We start from the raw sequence: 14,677 nt of genomic DNA on the forward strand, positions 1-14,677 counted from the left end.
GTTGAAACGCCCTTCAAAACGCTTCGGCTTCGTGGATTGGCGCTGGCCCATAGATGCCGTTCTCACCGCCGGCGACGGTATCATCAAGCTCGCCGGCGCAGTCAACGCGGTCGAGGGCTTTTCCGCCGACCGATGCCTGGGTGAAAACCAAATGCTGGGAGATCGGTGACTTCGAACTCGCTTGGCCTTGGCAGCCTGAACCCGCTCCCATAGCCGCTCGCGGACCCCTTTGGGCAGCGTCAGTGTCGCGGTGCCGGCGTAGCGGCCGTCCCGCGCCATTATCCCGGCCGTTTCAGCGCGCGAACTGGTGCCAAGTGAAGTTGCGCGAAGGTGCCAACCGATTTTGCGCGCTACAAGACCTTCGGCGATTTCGACGGCCTGTGGCGGGCCGAACTGTCGCCGTCAGCAACCGGAACGCATGTGAAGCTTACCGATCCTCAAATTCCTGGCGCCGCTGCTAAGGCCGGCCTTTGCCTGGAACCACCGCTGGACGACGCCGCGCGGCGAAGCCGGGCTCCGGCGCTATCTCGCCGCGCAAAAGAACGACAAGGCGGCTGACTGAAACTCACCAATTGCGATTGAGCCAGCCGCGCGCCGGTTTTTCGACGAGGTAGTAGCTCGCCAGCGCGCAGGCGAAGACCGCGGCCAACATCGGGATCGGCGCGACGTCGTGATCATAGACGAATTTGTAGAAGGGCTGCTGCCACAGATAGAGCGAATAGGACCACAGCCCCAGCATCACCATCGGCCGCGACGACAGCAATCCGGTCAGATAGCCGCCGGCGAAGTCGAGCGCGTTGACGGCAAGCGCCAGCAGCGGCACGCCCAGCAGATAGTGCACCGGCGTCGGCACCGGATCGAGGAAAAGCAAGACCGCGCCCGCGGCGGCCGCCAGCGCCACATGCCGGTTCTTCAGGAATGCCGGCAGCCGTCCGTCCGCCTTGAGCAGGCAGATCGCGGCCGACAGCAGGATCGAGGCGATATGCACGTCGGTGCGCCAGTAGCTGGTCTCGTAGTCCATACCGAGAACCCAGTAGGAGATGGCGCCGTTGGCCATCGCCAGCAGCGACAGCGCCACAAGCAGCCGCACGACATTCGTGCGCCCGGAAACCACCACGCTGATCAGCGCCAGGATGACATAAGAATGCTCCTCGATGGCGAGCGACCAGATATGGTCGAGCGCGCCGGCGCGGTTCACGAGAATGCCGGCGTAGTTGTAGGTGAAGGTCAGCGCCGTCACCGCCGCCTTCCATTTGAAGGCGATGAAGGTGCCGGAAAGCCCGACCATGGCGGCAACCACGAACACCAGCAGTGCCGGATAGATACGCGAGAAACGGCGCTTGAAGAATTTCTTCAGCGGAAAGCGCTCGATGAACAGGATCTCGCCCATCAGCCGCCCGCTGAGCACGAAGAAGAACTCGACGCCGAGCACGCCGAGGTTGATGCCGGGAACCGGAAAGAAGTGGCCGATCAGCACGAGTGCGATCGACAGTCCGCGCCAGCCGTCGAGATAGGCCAGCCTTGTCCGTGCCGCTTTGTCGGCTGCGGCTCGCGGCAGGACGCCGGCCGTCGCGGAGATGTCGGTCATGCCCGTCCCTTCGCAACTCGAGGCCCCGGCACGGATAGCCGTGCCTGGAACCGCTTCGTTTCCCGCCGCATTTATTTTGCAGTGCGGGATAACTTTGTGCAAGTGCGAAGCTGTGTTTTGCCGATTCTTGCCGGTCAAGCCGTAGTGACTGCAAAAGAAAAGGGGCCGCGACGGCCCCCTCCTTCACCCAGGCTGAGAGCGTTCAAGCATTGGCCGCGGCCACCGCGCGCTTGGCCATCACCGCGATCAGGTTGGCTCGGTAGTCGGCCGAGGCATGGATATCGCTCATCAGGCCCTTAGCGGACACTTTCAGGCCGTCGAGCGCCGAGGCGTCGAAATTCTTCGCCAGCGCCGCCTCGATTTCCTTGGAGCGGAAGACGCCGTCATCGCCGGCGCCGGTCACGGCTACCCTCACCCCATCCTTGCCCTTGGTCACGAACACCCCGACGATCGCGTAGCGCGAGGCCGGGTTGCGGAATTTTTGGTAGGCCGCCTTGGCGGGCGCGGTGAAGGTCACCGCCGTGATGATCTCGCCTTCCTTCAGCGCCGTCTCGAACAGCCCCTTGAAGAATTTGTCGGCGGCGATCTCGCGCTTGTTGGTGACGATCGTCGCTCCCAACGCCAGCAGTGCCGCAGGATAGTCGGCCGCCGGATCGTTGTTGGCGATCGAGCCGCCGATCGTGCCCTTGTAGCGCACCGCCGGATCGCCGATCAGCGATGCCATATGCGCAAGCGCCGGGCAGGCCTTCTTCAGCTTCTCGTCGGCGGAGACGTCGTAATGCGTCGTCGCAGCACCGATGGTGACCGTCTTGCCGGACACCTTGATGCCTTGCAGTTCCTTCAGCCGCGACACGTCGACCAGATCGGAAGGCGCCGCGAGCCGCGTCTTCATCGCGGGGATCAGCGTCATGCCGCCGGAGAGCAGCTTGGCATCTCCGCTCTTGAGCAGCTTGGCGGCGTCGGAGATCGAGGCGGCGCGATGGTAGTTGACTGAGTACATTTGTCTTTCTCCCTTCGGGGAAAAGAGCGAATAGGGAGTAGCGAATAGCGAATAGGGCCTATCCCTTCGCATCGCGCTTTTCCGCTATTCGCTACTCCCTATTCGCTATTCGCTTTTCAGTACTTCTTTGCTCGGATCGCCGACCACACCGTCGACGGCGATGCCGGCATGGCGATGTCGACGACGCCGAGCGCATCGGTGATGGCGTTGATCACCGCCGGCGGCGAGCCGATCGCGCCGGCCTCGCCGCAGCCTTTCACCCCGAGCGGATTGCCGGGACATGGCGTGTTCGAGGTCGAGACCTTGAACGACGGCAGGTCGTCGGCGCGCGGCATGGTGTAGTCCATGTAGCTTGCCGTCAGTAGTTGGCCGCTCGAGTCGTAATGCGCGCCTTCCAGCAGCGCCTGGCCCACCCCTTGCGCGATGCCGCCATGCACCTGCCCTTCGACGATCATCGGATTGATGATGTTGCCGAAGTCGTCGGCAGCGACGAACTGGACGATTTCCGTCAGGCCGGTTTCCGGATCGATCTCGACCTCGCAGATGTAGCAGCCTGCCGGGAAGGTGAAGTTGGACGGGTCGTAGAAGGCCGTCTCTTTCAGGCCGGGCTCCATGCCGGCCGGCAGATTGTGGGCGGTATAGGCGGCGAGCGCCACCTGCAGCCAGGGCAGGCTCTTGTCGGTGCCCACGACCTTGACCTCGCCGTTCTCGATGACGATGTCGCCCTCGTCGGCTTCCATCAGATGCGCGGCGATCTTCTTGGCCTTGGCCTCGACTTTGTCGAGCGCCTTGGCGACGGCCGACATGCCGACGGCGCCCGAGCGCGAGCCATAGGTGCCCATGCCCATCTGCACCTTGTCGGTGTCGCCATGGACGATCGAGACCGAGTCGATCGGCACGCCGAAGCGCTGGTTGACCAGTTGCGCGAAGGTCGTCTCGTGGCCCTGGCCATGGCTGTGCGAGCCGGTCAGCACCTCGATCGTGCCGACGGCGTTGACGCGCACCTCGGCCGATTCCCACAGCCCGACGCCGGCGCCGAGCGAACCGACCGCCGCCGACGGCGCGAGGCCGCAAGCTTCGATGTAGCAGCTCATGCCGATGCCGCGCAGCTTGCCCTGCTTGGCGGCGTCCGCCCGCCGCTTGGTGAAGCCGGCATAGTCGGCGGCCTTCATCGCCGCCTCGAGCGAGGCGTCATAGTCGCCCGCGTCATAGTTCATGATCACCGGCGTCTGGTGAGGGAACGATGTGATGAAATTCTTGCGCCTGAGCTCCGCCGGCGACACGCCAAGCTCGCGCGCGGCGGTCTCCATCACGCGCTCGAGGACGTAGGTGGCTTCCGGCCGCCCTGCCCCGCGATAGGCATCGACCGGTGCCGTGTTGGTGTACACGGCGCGCACATTGGCGTGGATCGCCGGTATGTCGTACTGGCCCGACAGCAGCGTGGCGTAGAGATAGGTCGGCACGCAGGACGAGAACAGCGACATGTAGGCGCCGAGATTGGCTATCGTGTCGACCTTGAGGCCGGTGATCCGATTGTCCTTGTCGAAGGCCATTTCCACCGTCGAGACATGGTCGCGGCCATGCGCGTCGGCGAGGAAGCTCTCGGTGCGGTCGGCGACCCATTTGACCGGAACACCGGTCTTTTTCGATGCCCAGAGACAAACGATCTCTTCCGGATAGATGTAGATCTTCGATCCGAAGCCGCCGCCGACGTCGGGCGCGATTACCCTCAGCTTGTTTTCCGGCGCGACATTGTAGAAGGCGCTCAGCACCAGCCGCGCGACATGCGGATTCTGAGAGGTCGTCCAGCAGGTATAGTGGTCCTCGGCCTTGTCGTAATGGCCGAGCGCCGCGCGTGGCTCCATGGCGTTCGGCACCAGCCGGTTATTGACGATCTTCATGCGCGTGACATGAGCCGCCGACTTGATCGCGGCATCGGTTGCCTTGGCGTCGCCGAGCTCCCAATCGAAGATCAGATTGTTCTCGGCTTCGGCATGGACCTGCGGCGCGCCCTTTTCGAGCGCCTTGGTCGCCTCGACCACCGCCTTCAGTTCCTTATAGGTGATCTCGACCGCTTCCGCCGCGTCGCGCGCCTGGCTTTTGGTGTCGGCGATGACGATGACGACGGCGTCGCCGACATAGCGTACCTTGTCGACGGCGAGCGGCGACCAGGCGCCCATCTTCATGGGCGTGCCGTCCTTGGAATGGATCATCCAGCCGCAGATCAGGTTGCCGATGCCATCGGCCTTGAGCTCCTTGCCGGTCAGCACGCCGACGACGCCGGGCATGGCCTGAGCCTTCTTCACGTCGATCTTCTTGATCTGCGCATGCGCGTACGGGCTGCGCACGAACACGGCATGCTTCATGCCGGGAACCACCATGTCGTCGACATAGCGGCCGCCGCCGGTGATAAACCTCTTGTCTTCCTTGCGCGCCACGCGAGCGCCGACACCTTCGATACCCATTAGAAATTCCTCCCGAAAATAGCGAATAGTGAGTAGAGAACGATTGGAGTGGAGGTCGGGCCGAACGAAGACCGACTACTCGCTACTCGCTACTCACTCAAACCTCACGCCGCTTGCCTGGCCCTGCCCTTGGCCCCCTTCGCCATCGCTTGCGATGCGGCGAGGATCGCCTTGACGATGTTGTGGTAGCCGGTGCAGCGGCAGATGTTGCCGTCGAGCTCGGCGCGCACGGTGGTCTCGTCGAGACCTTCCGGATGGCGCGCGATCATGTCGGTCGCCGTCATGATCATGCCCGGCGTGCAGAAGCCGCATTGCAGGCCGTGATGCTCCTTGAACGCCGCTTGCACCGGATGCAGGTCGGCGCCGTTCGCAAGCCCTTCGATGGTGACGATGGTCGACCCCGACGCCTGCACGGCCAGCATGGTGCAGGATTTCACCGCCCTGCCGTCGACATGCACGACGCAGGCGCCGCATTGCGAGGTGTCGCAACCGACATGGGTACCAGTGAGACCGAGCTGTTCCCTCAGGAAATGCACCAGCAGCGTTCGGTCCTCGGCGCTCCCGCTGACCCGTCTGCCATTCACCGTCAACGACACGTCCGACATGCTTCCTCCCTGGGTATCACCTTGGTCGTCGCGTTGCCGATGCCGTGCTGATGCTTCGGCAGTGCGTTATTGCACACCGTACAACGGGCAAAACAGTGCTGCCAGCGCCGCTCCCATTGTACTTTCGGTCATGGCAAAACCGCTGCGCGGCGCACCAATCGGCCCATTGCCAAAACCGGGATTGAAGGCAAAGATGCCCTCGACGCGAGCGTGCCGAACACGCACAAAAAGACACGCACAAAAACAGCGTTGGAGGAATTGCGGGAGAAGGCAAGCTGGCCAGTTCGAGCACGCGTTACGCATGCGGCCTCTCGGCGCTCACCACAGATGAGCCCGATCCAAATGCATTTGCCCGGGCAATCGCGGCCGAAGCCGCAGCCGTCGACGCCGGCTTCGCGCTGCTCTTCTTCTCCCAGAGCCTCGTCGACGCATCGGCACTGACGCAGGCGCTGAAGCTGTGTGCGCCTTCGCTCGCCTATGCCGGCTGCTCGACCGCCGGCGAGATCACGCCGCAAGGGCTGGAGGAAGGCCATGCGCTGGCGCTGCTTTTGCCGTCGGGGTCATTTTCGGCCGTCAGCACCATGGTCGAGAACCTCTCCTCCTCCGGCATGGACAGGATCACCGGCGAGGTCGCGACGCTAAGGCGCCTGCTGCGCGACCGCGCTGGTCACGACCGTGCAAAGAGTGTGTTCGCGCTCTGCTTCATCGATGGGCTCTCCTATGCCGAGGAAGCGGTGACATCGGCCATCCATTGGGGACTGGACGACATTCCGCTGATCGGCGGCTCCGCCGGCGACGACCTGAAATTCGAGACGACCAGGCTGATCTCGAACGGCAAGGTTACGTCCGACAGCGCCATCGTCGTGCTCATCGCCACCGAGATCCCCTTCCACGTCTTCAAGACCGACAATTTCCTTCCCACCGACGAAAAGCTGGTGGTAACGGCTTCTGATCCCGACCATCGTATCGTGAGCGAATTCAACGCCACCAACGCCGCGGAGGAATATGCCGCCTCGGTCGGTACCGCGCCGCAGATGCTGACGCCCCTGAGCTTCGCCTCGCATCCTGTCGTGTTGAAGGTGGGCGGAGAATATTATTGCCGCTCTATCCAGAGGATGCATGCCGACGGCTCGCTTTCGTTCTTCTGCGCCATCGACGACGGCGTGGTTCTATCCATCGCCCAGCCTAAGAACATGGTGGAAGCGACGCGCGCCGCGTTGCAGGACGTCGAGCGCAAGCTCGGCGGCATCGACATGATCCTCGGCTTCGACTGCGTGCTGCGCCGGCTCGACGCGCGCAACCGCCAGGTCTTCCGCGACATTTCCGAGCTCTACCGGGCTAACAACGTCATCGGTTTCGGCACCTATGGCGAGCAGTACCGCTCGATGCATCTCAACCAGACTTTCACCGGCATCGCCTTCGGCGAGCGCCAAGCGGCAGAGTGACGACTGCCATGCCGCTCCGCGACATCAATGACCTCGAAAAGCTGAAGAAGATCAACGCCGCGCTCGTCAGCCGCGTCGAGCGCTCGATGGACCAGCAAGGCAATGCCTTCTCGCTGTTCCAGACCGCGATCTCGCTGGAGAACCGGGTGCGCACGCGCACCGAGGAGCTGCATGCGACGCTGCGCCGGCTCGAGCAGTCCAACATCGACCTCAGCGCGGCGAAGGAATATGCCGAGCTGGCGAACCTCTCCAAGACCAGGTTTCTCGCCGCCGCCAGCCATGACGTGCTGCAGCCGCTGAACGCCGCGCATCTGTCGGTCTCGGCACTCGCCGAAGTGCAGACCAGCGAGGAAGGCAAGAAGCTCGTCCGCCAGGTCGAGCGCTCGCTGGAGACGATGGAAGACCTGCTGCGCACCCTGCTCGACATCTCCAAGCTCGACGCCGGCGTGGTGCAGCCGGAAATCTGCGACGTCAGCCTGGAGACGCTGTTCTCATCGCTGCGCTCTGACTTTCTTCCCGAGGCGGGGAAGAAAGGCCTGTCGCTGAAGTTCCGTCCGGTGAACTTGGTCGTGCGCTCCGATCGCACGCTGTTGCGCCGCATCCTGCAAAACATTCTCTCCAACGCGTTGCGCTACACCCGTTCCGGCGGCGTGCTGGTCGGCACCAGGCACCGCGGAGACACCATCCGGATCGACGTCGCCGACACCGGCTGCGGCATCCCCGACGAGCAGCGCGAGGCGGTGTTCGAGGAATTCCACCGTGGAACTTCCACCCTGGCGGAAGTCGGGCTGGCGGGCGGGCTAGGTCTTGGCCTCGCGATCGTCCGCCGCATGGCGGCTGCCCTCGGCCACCCCGTCACTTTTTCCTCGAAGGTCGGACGCGGCACCATCTTCCACATCGACGTTCCGGTCGGCGTGAGCACCGCGGCTGAGCCGGCGGCAAGCGGCGGCGACATCGAGCGACCGCGCGGTTACGGCCTGTTCGGCACCAAGGTGCTGCTAGTCGAGAACGACGCCGACGTGCTGAGCGCCATGACCTCGCTGCTCGAGCGCTGGCAATGCTTGGTACGCGCAGCGACCTCGACCGACGATGCGCTCGACCTGCTCGGCGACACCGCCTGGGTGCCGGACATCGTCATCGCCGACCAGCATCTCGACGGCGGCGACCTCGGCACCACAACAATAGCCGAAGTACGCGACTATCTCGGCCGCCCCGTGCCGGCGCTGATAGTTACCGCCGACGGCTCCGAGGCGGTCGCCAGGGCCGCCCGCGCCGCCGGCATCGAACTGATGCGCAAGCCGCTGAAGCCGGCACAGTTGCGCGCGCTGCTGGCGCACTTGCTGGCTTAGATCTGTCGCTTAGAATCCTGCCTGGTCCCGGAACAACTCCGCATTATCGAGCTTCGAGACCTCGATCACCGCTTGCGTGCGGCTGTAGACGTTGAGTTTGCGCAAAATCTCCGAGACGTGCGCTTTCACCGTGGTCTCGCCCACCTGCAGCTCGTAGGCGATCTGCTTGTTGAGCATGCCCTGGCGCAGCATCTGCAGAACCCTGAGCTGCTGCGGCGTCAGCCTGGCCAAGCGCTGCACCATGTCGGCGCGGTCGGTGCTGTCGGGATCCGGCGGCTGTCCCTCGTAGTTTTCCGGCACGTAGACCGCGCCGTCCATCACCGAGCGGATGGCGGCGGCGAGATCGCTCTTGCGGGCCGATTTCGGAATGAAGCCGGCGGCGCCGTAGGACAGCGCCTCGGAGATGATCTTCGGCTCCTCATAGCCCGACACGATCACCACCGGCAGGCGCGGATAGCGGGTCCTGAGTTGCAGCAGCCCTTCGAAGCCGTGCACGTCGGGCATGCTCAAGTCGAGCAGCGCCAGGTCGAACGGCTTTGCTTCGGCGAGAAGCTCGATCGCTTCCGCGATTGATCGCGCCTCGACCGTGTCGACGTCCGGATAGGCCATCTGCACGGCGCTGTGCAGCGCCTCGCGAAACAGCGGGTGATCGTCGATGATCAGGAAGCGGGCGCGATCGTTGACGGCGGTCATGGCATTGCTTCGGGCATCGGTTCAGTTTCGTCGGGGACAGGATAGTCCTGAGACCATGGTCAGATTATTGCCAAATAGTATATCGGCAAATAGCCGCCTTGTCGGGGAAACGACACGGCCAATGGTTTCGCGGGCCTAATGCCTTGCCCGCCTGCCGAAATCGGCCGAAAGTGCGTACGATTCATACCAACTCAGAGAGCTGCAATGCCAGACTTCGTCCTCGCTCCGCCTGCGATCGCCTCGGTCGCCGTCGCCGGCTGGGCGGAGCGGTTTGCCGTGCGCCGCATCTTCTGCGTCGGCCGCAACTACGCGGCGCACGCGCGCGAGCTCGGCAATGACGAGCGCGACCCGCCCTTCTTCTTCACCAAGCCGGCCGACGCGGTGGTCGACAGCGGCGCCGTGATCCCCTACCCGCCTTTGACCGCCAATCTCCACCACGAGATCGAGCTGGTCGTGGCGATCGGCGAGGCCGGCTTCCGCATTCCTCGCGCCGAGGCGCTCGCCCATGTCTGGGGCTATGGCGTGGGCGTCGACTTGACCCGCCGCGACCTGCAGGACCAGGCGAAGAAGGCAGCCCGCCCCTGGGACTGGTCGAAAGCATTCGACCTTTCCGCACCCTGCGGTCCGCTGATCCCGGTTGCGAAGTCGGGCCATCCCGAAAAAGGCCGCATCTGGCTCGCCATCAACGGTGAAGTAAGACAGGACGGCGACCTCGCCGAACTGATCTGGCCAATCGCCGATGTCGTCTCGATCTGCAGCGAGGCGGTCGAGCTTCAGCCCGGCGACCTGATCTTCACCGGCACGCCGGCCGGCGTGGGCGCGGTCCAACCAGGCGACAGGATTACCGGCGGTGTCGATGGCGTCGGCGCGATCGAGGTGACCATCGGGCAGCCGCAGCGATGAGCGATCTCGTCCTTCACAACTACTATCGCTCCTCCACCTCCTACCGGGTGCGGATCGCGCTGGAGATGAAGGGGCTGAGCTACTCCTATGTGCCGCATCACCTGCGCCATGGCGAGCATCTCGAGCCCGCCTATCTCGCGGTCAACCCGCAAGGGCTGGTGCCGGCGCTGGTGCTGGACGACGGCACGCTGCTGACGCAGTCGCTGGCGATCATCGAATATCTCGACGAGATCGCGCCGGAGCCGCCGCTGCTGCCCAAGGATGCGCTGGGCCGCGCCCGCGTCAGGATGCTGGCGCAGATGATCGCCTGCGACATCCACCCCGTTAACAATCTGCGCGTGCTCACCTCGCTGCGCACTCTCTTCGGCGCCGGCGACGAGGACGTCGTCAACTGGTTCCGGCATTGGGTGAATGAAGGCTTCCAGCCGCTTGAAAAGATTCTGGCCTCGTCACGTGAGACGGGCGCATTCTGCCATGGCGATGAACCGGGGCTTGCCGACATCTGCCTGGCGGCACAAGTCACCAACAACGCCCGCTTCGGCGTCGACATGGCGCCCTACCCGGTGATCGCGCGCATCCACGCCGCCTGCATGGCACTTCCCGCCTTCCAGAAGGCAGCACCGCAGAACCAGATTGATGCCGAATAGAGAACCCAAGGACGCGGACGAAGCAAAGGCGCTCGCCGACATCGAAGCTTATGGCTGCCACATTCTCTGTGTGCTGGAAGAGGAAGAGCTTCCGCCTTTCGCCTATTCCGTGGGGATAGAGCACAATTTCAAGGTTCCCGAATTGGTCATCGTCGGGCTGAAACCGGAGCTTTCTCAGTCTATTATCAATGAGTATTGCCGGCGGGCGCGAAACGGTGAAAGGTTCGGCGTCGGACAGCGGGCGTCGGGTTTCCTGGGCGGCGGCTTCGACTGCCAGTTCGGCGCGGTCCATCCGGACCATTATCCCGAATACTTCGGCTGGGACATCTGGTTCTACGACGGCCTGGATTTTCGGGATATGCAGCTCGTATATCCGACATCATCCGGCATTTGGCCCTGGGATGCCGAAGCCGACCAGTGGTTTTGCAAGCAGCAACCGCTTCTCGACCAGTCATCACCGCCGACTTAGCTTCGGACTATTGCTCAAAACCGCACTGCACTTGAACTGGATAAGAAAGCACTCCCATGAAAGCTGTCGTCTTCGAGAAATTCGGCGAGGCACCGACGATCCAGACCGTACCCGATCCGAAGCCGGCGGCGGATGGCGTCGTCATCAAGGTGGAGGCGACCGGGCTTTGCCGCAGCGACTGGCATGGCTGGATGGGCCATGACGAAGGCATCACCCTGCCGCATGTGCCCGGCCACGAGCTGGCGGGCGTCGTGGTCGCCGCCGGCAAGCAGGTCAGCCGCTGGAAGGCCGGCGACCGTGTCACCGTGCCCTTCGCCGTCGGCTGCGGCCGCTGTTTCGAGTGCAACTCCGGCAACCATCAGGTCTGCGAGCACCAGTCCCAGCCTGGCTTCACCGGCTGGGGCTCGTTCGCCGAATATGTCGGCATCGAGCACGCCGACACCAACCTCGTGCGCCTGCCGGACGAGATGGAGTTCGCCACCGCCGCCAGCCTCGGCTGCCGCTTCGTCACCTCCTTCCGCGCCATCGTCGACCAGGGCCGGGTGACGCCCGGCGAATGGGTGGCGGTGCATGGCTGCGGCGGCGTCGGCCTCTCGGCAATCATGATCGCCAGCGCCATGGGCGCCAACGTCATCGCCATCGACCTCACCGACGAGAAGCTGGAGTTTGCGAAAAAGATCGGCGCGGTGGCGACCATCAACGCCTCGACCACGCCGAACGTGGTCAAGGCGGTCAAGCAGATCACCAATGGCGGCGCGCATATGTCGATGGACGCGCTCGGCCATCCAACCACTGTTTCAACTCGATCGCCAACCTGCGCCGGCGCGGGCGCCACGTCCAGATCGGACTGATGCTGGGCGAGCATGCCCGCCCGCAGGTGCCGATGGACAAGGTGATCGCCTTCGAGCTCGAAATCCTCGGCAGCCACGGCATGCAGGCCTACCGCTATTCCGCCATGATGGAGATGATCCGCACCGGCAAGCTGAAGCCCGAGCTTCTGGTCGGCAAAAGGATCAGCCTCGAGGATGCGCCCGCCGCGCTGATGGCCATGGGCGGTTTCGAGGGTATCGGCATCGGCGTGGTGACAAGGTTTCAGTAAGAAACCCTACCTCGCAAATTTCTTCGCGCCGAACACGCACGCCACCACGCCGAGCGTGACCACTACCATCAGCGGGCTGACGTGCTCGTGCAGCAGGCTCGCCGCCAGGGCCAGGCCGAAGAAGGGCTGCAGCAACTGCAATTGCCCGACGGCGGCGATGCCGCCTTGCGCGAGGCCACGGTACCAGAACACGAAGCCGATCAGCATGCTGAACAGCGAGACATAGGCGAGGCCCATCCATGCGCCGGAACCGACGCGGGCGAAGGACGGCGGCAGCGTCGCAAACGTTAGCACCAGCATGACCGGCAGCGACAGCGCCAGCGCCCAGCAGATCACCTGCCAGCCGCCCAGCCTGCGTGACAGCGCGGCGCCCTCGGCATAGCCCAGCCCGCAGGCGATGATGGCGGCGAGCATCAAGCCATCGCCGACCGGTGACGCGGTCACGCCCTGCGTCAAGGCAAAGCCCGCGACGAGCGCGCTTCCCAGGCAGGAGAACAGCCAGAACGCCGGGCGGGGACGGTCGCCGCCGCGCAGCACGCCGAAGACCGCGGTTGCCAGCGGCAGCAGGCCTACGAAGATGATGGAATGCGCCGCGGTGACATGCTTGAGCGCCAGCGCCGTCAGCAGGGGAAAGCCGACCACGACGCCCAGCGCAACGATGGCCAGCGAAACCAGATCGCCTCGCGCCGGTCGCTTCTCGCGAAACAGCAGCAGCATCGCAATGCCGAGCAGGCCTGCGATCGCCGCCCGGGCGGAGGTCAGGAAGGTCGGGTCGAAATCCACCACCGCCACGCGCGTCGCCGGCAGCGAGCCGCTGAAGATCAGTACGCCGATGAAGCCGTTGAGCCACCCGTTCAAACTCTTGTCCATCATCCGCTCCGTTTGCGCTTCTGTACGCGCGAAGCCCGTGGCGCAACCAGAGACAATGCGGTACAATTCTGCAGAACTGTAATGGTCCGCGGGGAAGTACAGATGGACACGCCCGACCCGAATGCCGGTGGCGGAACGCTTGTCGAAACGGTCATGTCGGCAATCCGGCAGCGGATCGCCGCGCGCGTCCTGACGCCGGGCGCGCGGCTGCCTTCGATCCGTGCCTTCGCCGGCACGATGCGGGTGTCGAAATCGACCGTGGTCGAGGCCTATGAGCGGCTCGCGGCCGAAGGCACGATCCGCTCCCGGCCGGGTTCGGGCTTCTACGCAGCCGGACCGCTGGCGCCGCTGTCGCTGGCCGAGATCGGGCCGCGTCTCGACCGCGAAGTCGATCCGCTCTGGGTCTCCCGGCAATCGCTGGACGCAAGCGGCGACATGCTAAAACCCGGCTGCGGCTGGCTGCCGGCATCCTGGATGCCGCAAGCCGCCTTGCGTCGGGCATTGCGCGGAGCAGCTAGAACCGACGACGCGACGCTTGCCGACTACGGCACGCCGCTCGGCCTGCCGTCACTGCGGCAGCTGCTCGCCCGCCGCCTCTCGGCGCATGGCGTCGAGGCTTCGCCGGACCAGATCATGCTCACCGAATCCGGCACGCAGGCGATCGACCTGTTATGTCGCTTCCTGCTCGAGCCGGGCGACACCGTGCTGGTCGACGATCCCTGCTACTTCAACTTCCACGCGCTTTTGCGCGCCCATCGGGCCAAGGTGATCGGCGTCCCCATGACGCCGTCGGGACCCGATATCGATCTGTTCGCGCAAGCGCTCGCCGAGCACCGGCCGCGCCTCTACATCACCAATTCCGCGCTCCACAACCCCACCGGAGCTGTGCTTTCGCCGGTCGTTGCCCACCGGTTGCTCAAGCTTGCCGACCAATCCGGCCTCGCCATCATCGAAGACGACATCTTCGCCGATTTCGAGCACACGCCGGCGCCAAGGCTGGCGGCCTTCGACGGTCTCGGCCGCGTCGTCCAGATCGGCTCCTTCTCCAAGACACTCTCGGCTTCGGTGCGTTGCGGCTTCATTGCCGCGCCTCACGACTGGATGGAGGGGCTGATCGACCTCAAGATCGCCACCACGTTCGGAGGTGGACGGCTCTCCTCGGAGTTGGTGTTGACCTTGCTCAAGGACGGCAGCTACCGCAAGCATGTCGAGCAGTTGCGCGCCCGCCTGTCGCGTGCCATGGCCGAAACAGCCGGCAGGCTGAAAGCGATGGGCATCGTGCCCTGGATCGACCGGACGGTCGGCATGTTCCTATGGTGCCGTCTGCCCGACGGCATAGACGCCGCCGATGTCGCCCGCCATGCGCTGGCGGAGAATGTCGTGCTGGCGCCCGGCAATGCCTTCAGCCTCTCGCACACCGCCGGCCGCTTCATGCGCTTCAATGTCGCCCAATGCGGGGATGAGCGCATCTTCAAGGTGGTCGAAAAAGCGATGGCGGCTTCCCGCCGTATAGCTGCATAAGAATGATTGGAGACTACCGAACC

At 64.3% G+C, this 14,677-nt stretch carries 14 protein-coding genes and 1 pseudogene; 8 read left to right on the forward strand and 7 right to left on the reverse strand.

The genetic code is table 11. The annotated features are described in order from the left end of the window. Position 1 precedes the first annotated feature (1 nt). Positions 2 to 169, forward strand: coding sequence for a hypothetical protein (locus EH240_RS38055; protein ID WP_167484084.1), 168 nt, complete (start codon positions 2 to 4; stop codon positions 167 to 169). Between the two features lie 396 nt (positions 170 to 565). On the opposite strand, the gene EH240_RS20110 is transcribed toward EH240_RS38055, so the two are convergent. The 5 genes from EH240_RS20110 to EH240_RS39905 all read right to left on the reverse strand — a co-directional run bounded on the left by EH240_RS20110 (position 566) and on the right by EH240_RS39905 (position 6,191). Further along, positions 566 to 1,588, reverse strand: coding sequence for an acyltransferase family protein (locus EH240_RS20110; RefSeq protein WP_125001786.1), 1,023 nt, complete (start codon positions 1,586 to 1,588; stop codon positions 566 to 568). Between the two features lie 202 nt (positions 1,589 to 1,790). Further along, positions 1,791 to 2,588 (reverse strand): FAD binding domain-containing protein, encoded by a 798-nt coding sequence (locus EH240_RS20115; protein WP_125001788.1) that lies wholly within the window; start codon positions 2,586 to 2,588, stop codon positions 1,791 to 1,793. Positions 2,589 to 2,704: 116 nt separating this feature from the next. After that, entirely contained in the window at positions 2,705 to 5,053 is a 2,349-nt protein-coding gene (locus EH240_RS20120) for a xanthine dehydrogenase family protein molybdopterin-binding subunit (RefSeq protein WP_125001791.1), read from the reverse strand. A gap of 104 nt (positions 5,054 to 5,157) precedes the next feature. Then, complete coding sequence (locus EH240_RS20125) at positions 5,158 to 5,658, reverse strand: (2Fe-2S)-binding protein (RefSeq protein WP_125001794.1); 501 nt, start codon at positions 5,656 to 5,658, stop codon at positions 5,158 to 5,160. Between the two features lie 128 nt (positions 5,659 to 5,786). Next, on the reverse strand, positions 5,787 to 6,191 hold the full coding sequence (locus tag EH240_RS39905) for a hypothetical protein (RefSeq protein WP_342634095.1): 405 nt from the start codon (positions 6,189 to 6,191) through the stop codon (positions 5,787 to 5,789). On the opposite strand from EH240_RS39905, the gene EH240_RS20130 reads away from it, so the two are divergent. Together EH240_RS20130 and EH240_RS20135 are read left to right on the forward strand one after the other, a co-directional pair. Next, entirely contained in the window at positions 6,108 to 7,103 is a 996-nt protein-coding gene (locus EH240_RS20130; protein ID WP_342634096.1) for an FIST N-terminal domain-containing protein, read from the forward strand. The two genes, EH240_RS39905 and EH240_RS20130, sit on opposite strands and share 84 nt — an antisense overlap. Before the next feature lie 8 nt (positions 7,104 to 7,111). Further along, on the forward strand, positions 7,112 to 8,452 hold the full coding sequence (locus tag EH240_RS20135) for a hybrid sensor histidine kinase/response regulator (RefSeq protein ID WP_125001800.1): 1,341 nt from the start codon (positions 7,112 to 7,114) through the stop codon (positions 8,450 to 8,452). Positions 8,453 to 8,461: 9 nt separating this feature from the next. Here EH240_RS20135 and EH240_RS20140 read toward each other — a convergent pair whose 3' ends face one another. Then, positions 8,462 to 9,145, reverse strand: coding sequence for a response regulator (locus EH240_RS20140; RefSeq protein ID WP_125001803.1), 684 nt, complete (start codon positions 9,143 to 9,145; stop codon positions 8,462 to 8,464). Positions 9,146 to 9,349: 204 nt separating this feature from the next. On the opposite strand from EH240_RS20140, the gene EH240_RS20145 reads away from it, so the two are divergent. The 4 genes and pseudogenes from EH240_RS20145 (at position 9,350) to EH240_RS20160 (ending at position 12,263) form a co-directional block, all read left to right on the forward strand. Further along, positions 9,350 to 10,048, forward strand: a complete 699-nt coding sequence (locus tag EH240_RS20145) for a fumarylacetoacetate hydrolase family protein (protein ID WP_125001806.1) — start codon at positions 9,350 to 9,352, stop codon at positions 10,046 to 10,048. Further along, on the forward strand, positions 10,045 to 10,695 hold the full coding sequence (maiA, locus tag EH240_RS20150; protein WP_125001809.1) for a maleylacetoacetate isomerase: 651 nt from the start codon (positions 10,045 to 10,047) through the stop codon (positions 10,693 to 10,695). The genes EH240_RS20145 and maiA overlap by 4 nt, the downstream gene beginning before the upstream one ends. Further along, positions 10,685 to 11,164, forward strand: a complete 480-nt coding sequence (locus EH240_RS20155; RefSeq protein ID WP_125001812.1) for a DUF4262 domain-containing protein — start codon at positions 10,685 to 10,687, stop codon at positions 11,162 to 11,164. The genes maiA and EH240_RS20155 overlap by 11 nt, the downstream gene beginning before the upstream one ends. A gap of 56 nt (positions 11,165 to 11,220) precedes the next feature. Continuing rightward, positions 11,221 to 12,263 (forward strand): annotated as a pseudogene (locus EH240_RS20160) (zinc-dependent alcohol dehydrogenase family protein). 6 nt (positions 12,264 to 12,269) lie between these two features. On the opposite strand, the gene EH240_RS20165 reads toward EH240_RS20160, so the two are convergent. After that, positions 12,270 to 13,133, reverse strand: coding sequence for a DMT family transporter (locus EH240_RS20165; RefSeq protein WP_125001887.1), 864 nt, complete (start codon positions 13,131 to 13,133; stop codon positions 12,270 to 12,272). A 102-nt stretch (positions 13,134 to 13,235) separates the two neighbouring features. Here EH240_RS20165 and EH240_RS20170 point away from each other — a divergent pair, with 102 nt between their 5' ends. Beyond that, a complete protein-coding gene (locus EH240_RS20170) occupies positions 13,236 to 14,654 on the forward strand; it encodes an aminotransferase-like domain-containing protein (protein ID WP_125001815.1) in 1,419 nt (472 codons plus the stop codon). Positions 14,655 to 14,677: the final 23 nt, after the last annotated feature.

The organism is Mesorhizobium tamadayense, from assembly GCF_003863365.1.
Classification (GTDB): domain Bacteria; phylum Pseudomonadota; class Alphaproteobacteria; order Rhizobiales; family Rhizobiaceae; genus Mesorhizobium; species Mesorhizobium tamadayense.

Excerpts from the sequence above, each read along its gene's own strand:
- EH240_RS20110 (WP_125001786.1), bottom strand. The coding sequence starts at position 1,588 with ATGACCGACATCTCCGCGACGGCCGGCGTCCTGCCGCGAGCCGCAGCC.
- EH240_RS20115 (WP_125001788.1), bottom strand. The coding sequence starts at position 2,588 with ATGTACTCAGTCAACTACCATCGCGCCGCCTCGATCTCCGACGCCGCC.
- EH240_RS20120 (WP_125001791.1), bottom strand. The coding sequence starts at position 5,053 with ATGGGTATCGAAGGTGTCGGCGCTCGCGTGGCGCGCAAGGAAGACAAG.
- EH240_RS20125 (WP_125001794.1), bottom strand. The coding sequence starts at position 5,658 with ATGTCGGACGTGTCGTTGACGGTGAATGGCAGACGGGTCAGCGGGAGC.
- EH240_RS39905 (WP_342634095.1), bottom strand. The coding sequence starts at position 6,191 with ATGGCCTTCCTCCAGCCCTTGCGGCGTGATCTCGCCGGCGGTCGAGCA.
- EH240_RS20135 (WP_125001800.1), top strand. The coding sequence starts at position 7,112 with ATGCCGCTCCGCGACATCAATGACCTCGAAAAGCTGAAGAAGATCAAC.
- EH240_RS20140 (WP_125001803.1), bottom strand. The coding sequence starts at position 9,145 with ATGACCGCCGTCAACGATCGCGCCCGCTTCCTGATCATCGACGATCAC.
- EH240_RS20145 (WP_125001806.1), top strand. The coding sequence starts at position 9,350 with ATGCCAGACTTCGTCCTCGCTCCGCCTGCGATCGCCTCGGTCGCCGTC.
- maiA (WP_125001809.1), top strand. The coding sequence starts at position 10,045 with ATGAGCGATCTCGTCCTTCACAACTACTATCGCTCCTCCACCTCCTAC.
- EH240_RS20155 (WP_125001812.1), top strand. The coding sequence starts at position 10,685 with ATGCCGAATAGAGAACCCAAGGACGCGGACGAAGCAAAGGCGCTCGCC.
- EH240_RS20165 (WP_125001887.1), bottom strand. The coding sequence starts at position 13,133 with ATGGACAAGAGTTTGAACGGGTGGCTCAACGGCTTCATCGGCGTACTG.
- EH240_RS20170 (WP_125001815.1), top strand. The coding sequence starts at position 13,236 with ATGGACACGCCCGACCCGAATGCCGGTGGCGGAACGCTTGTCGAAACG.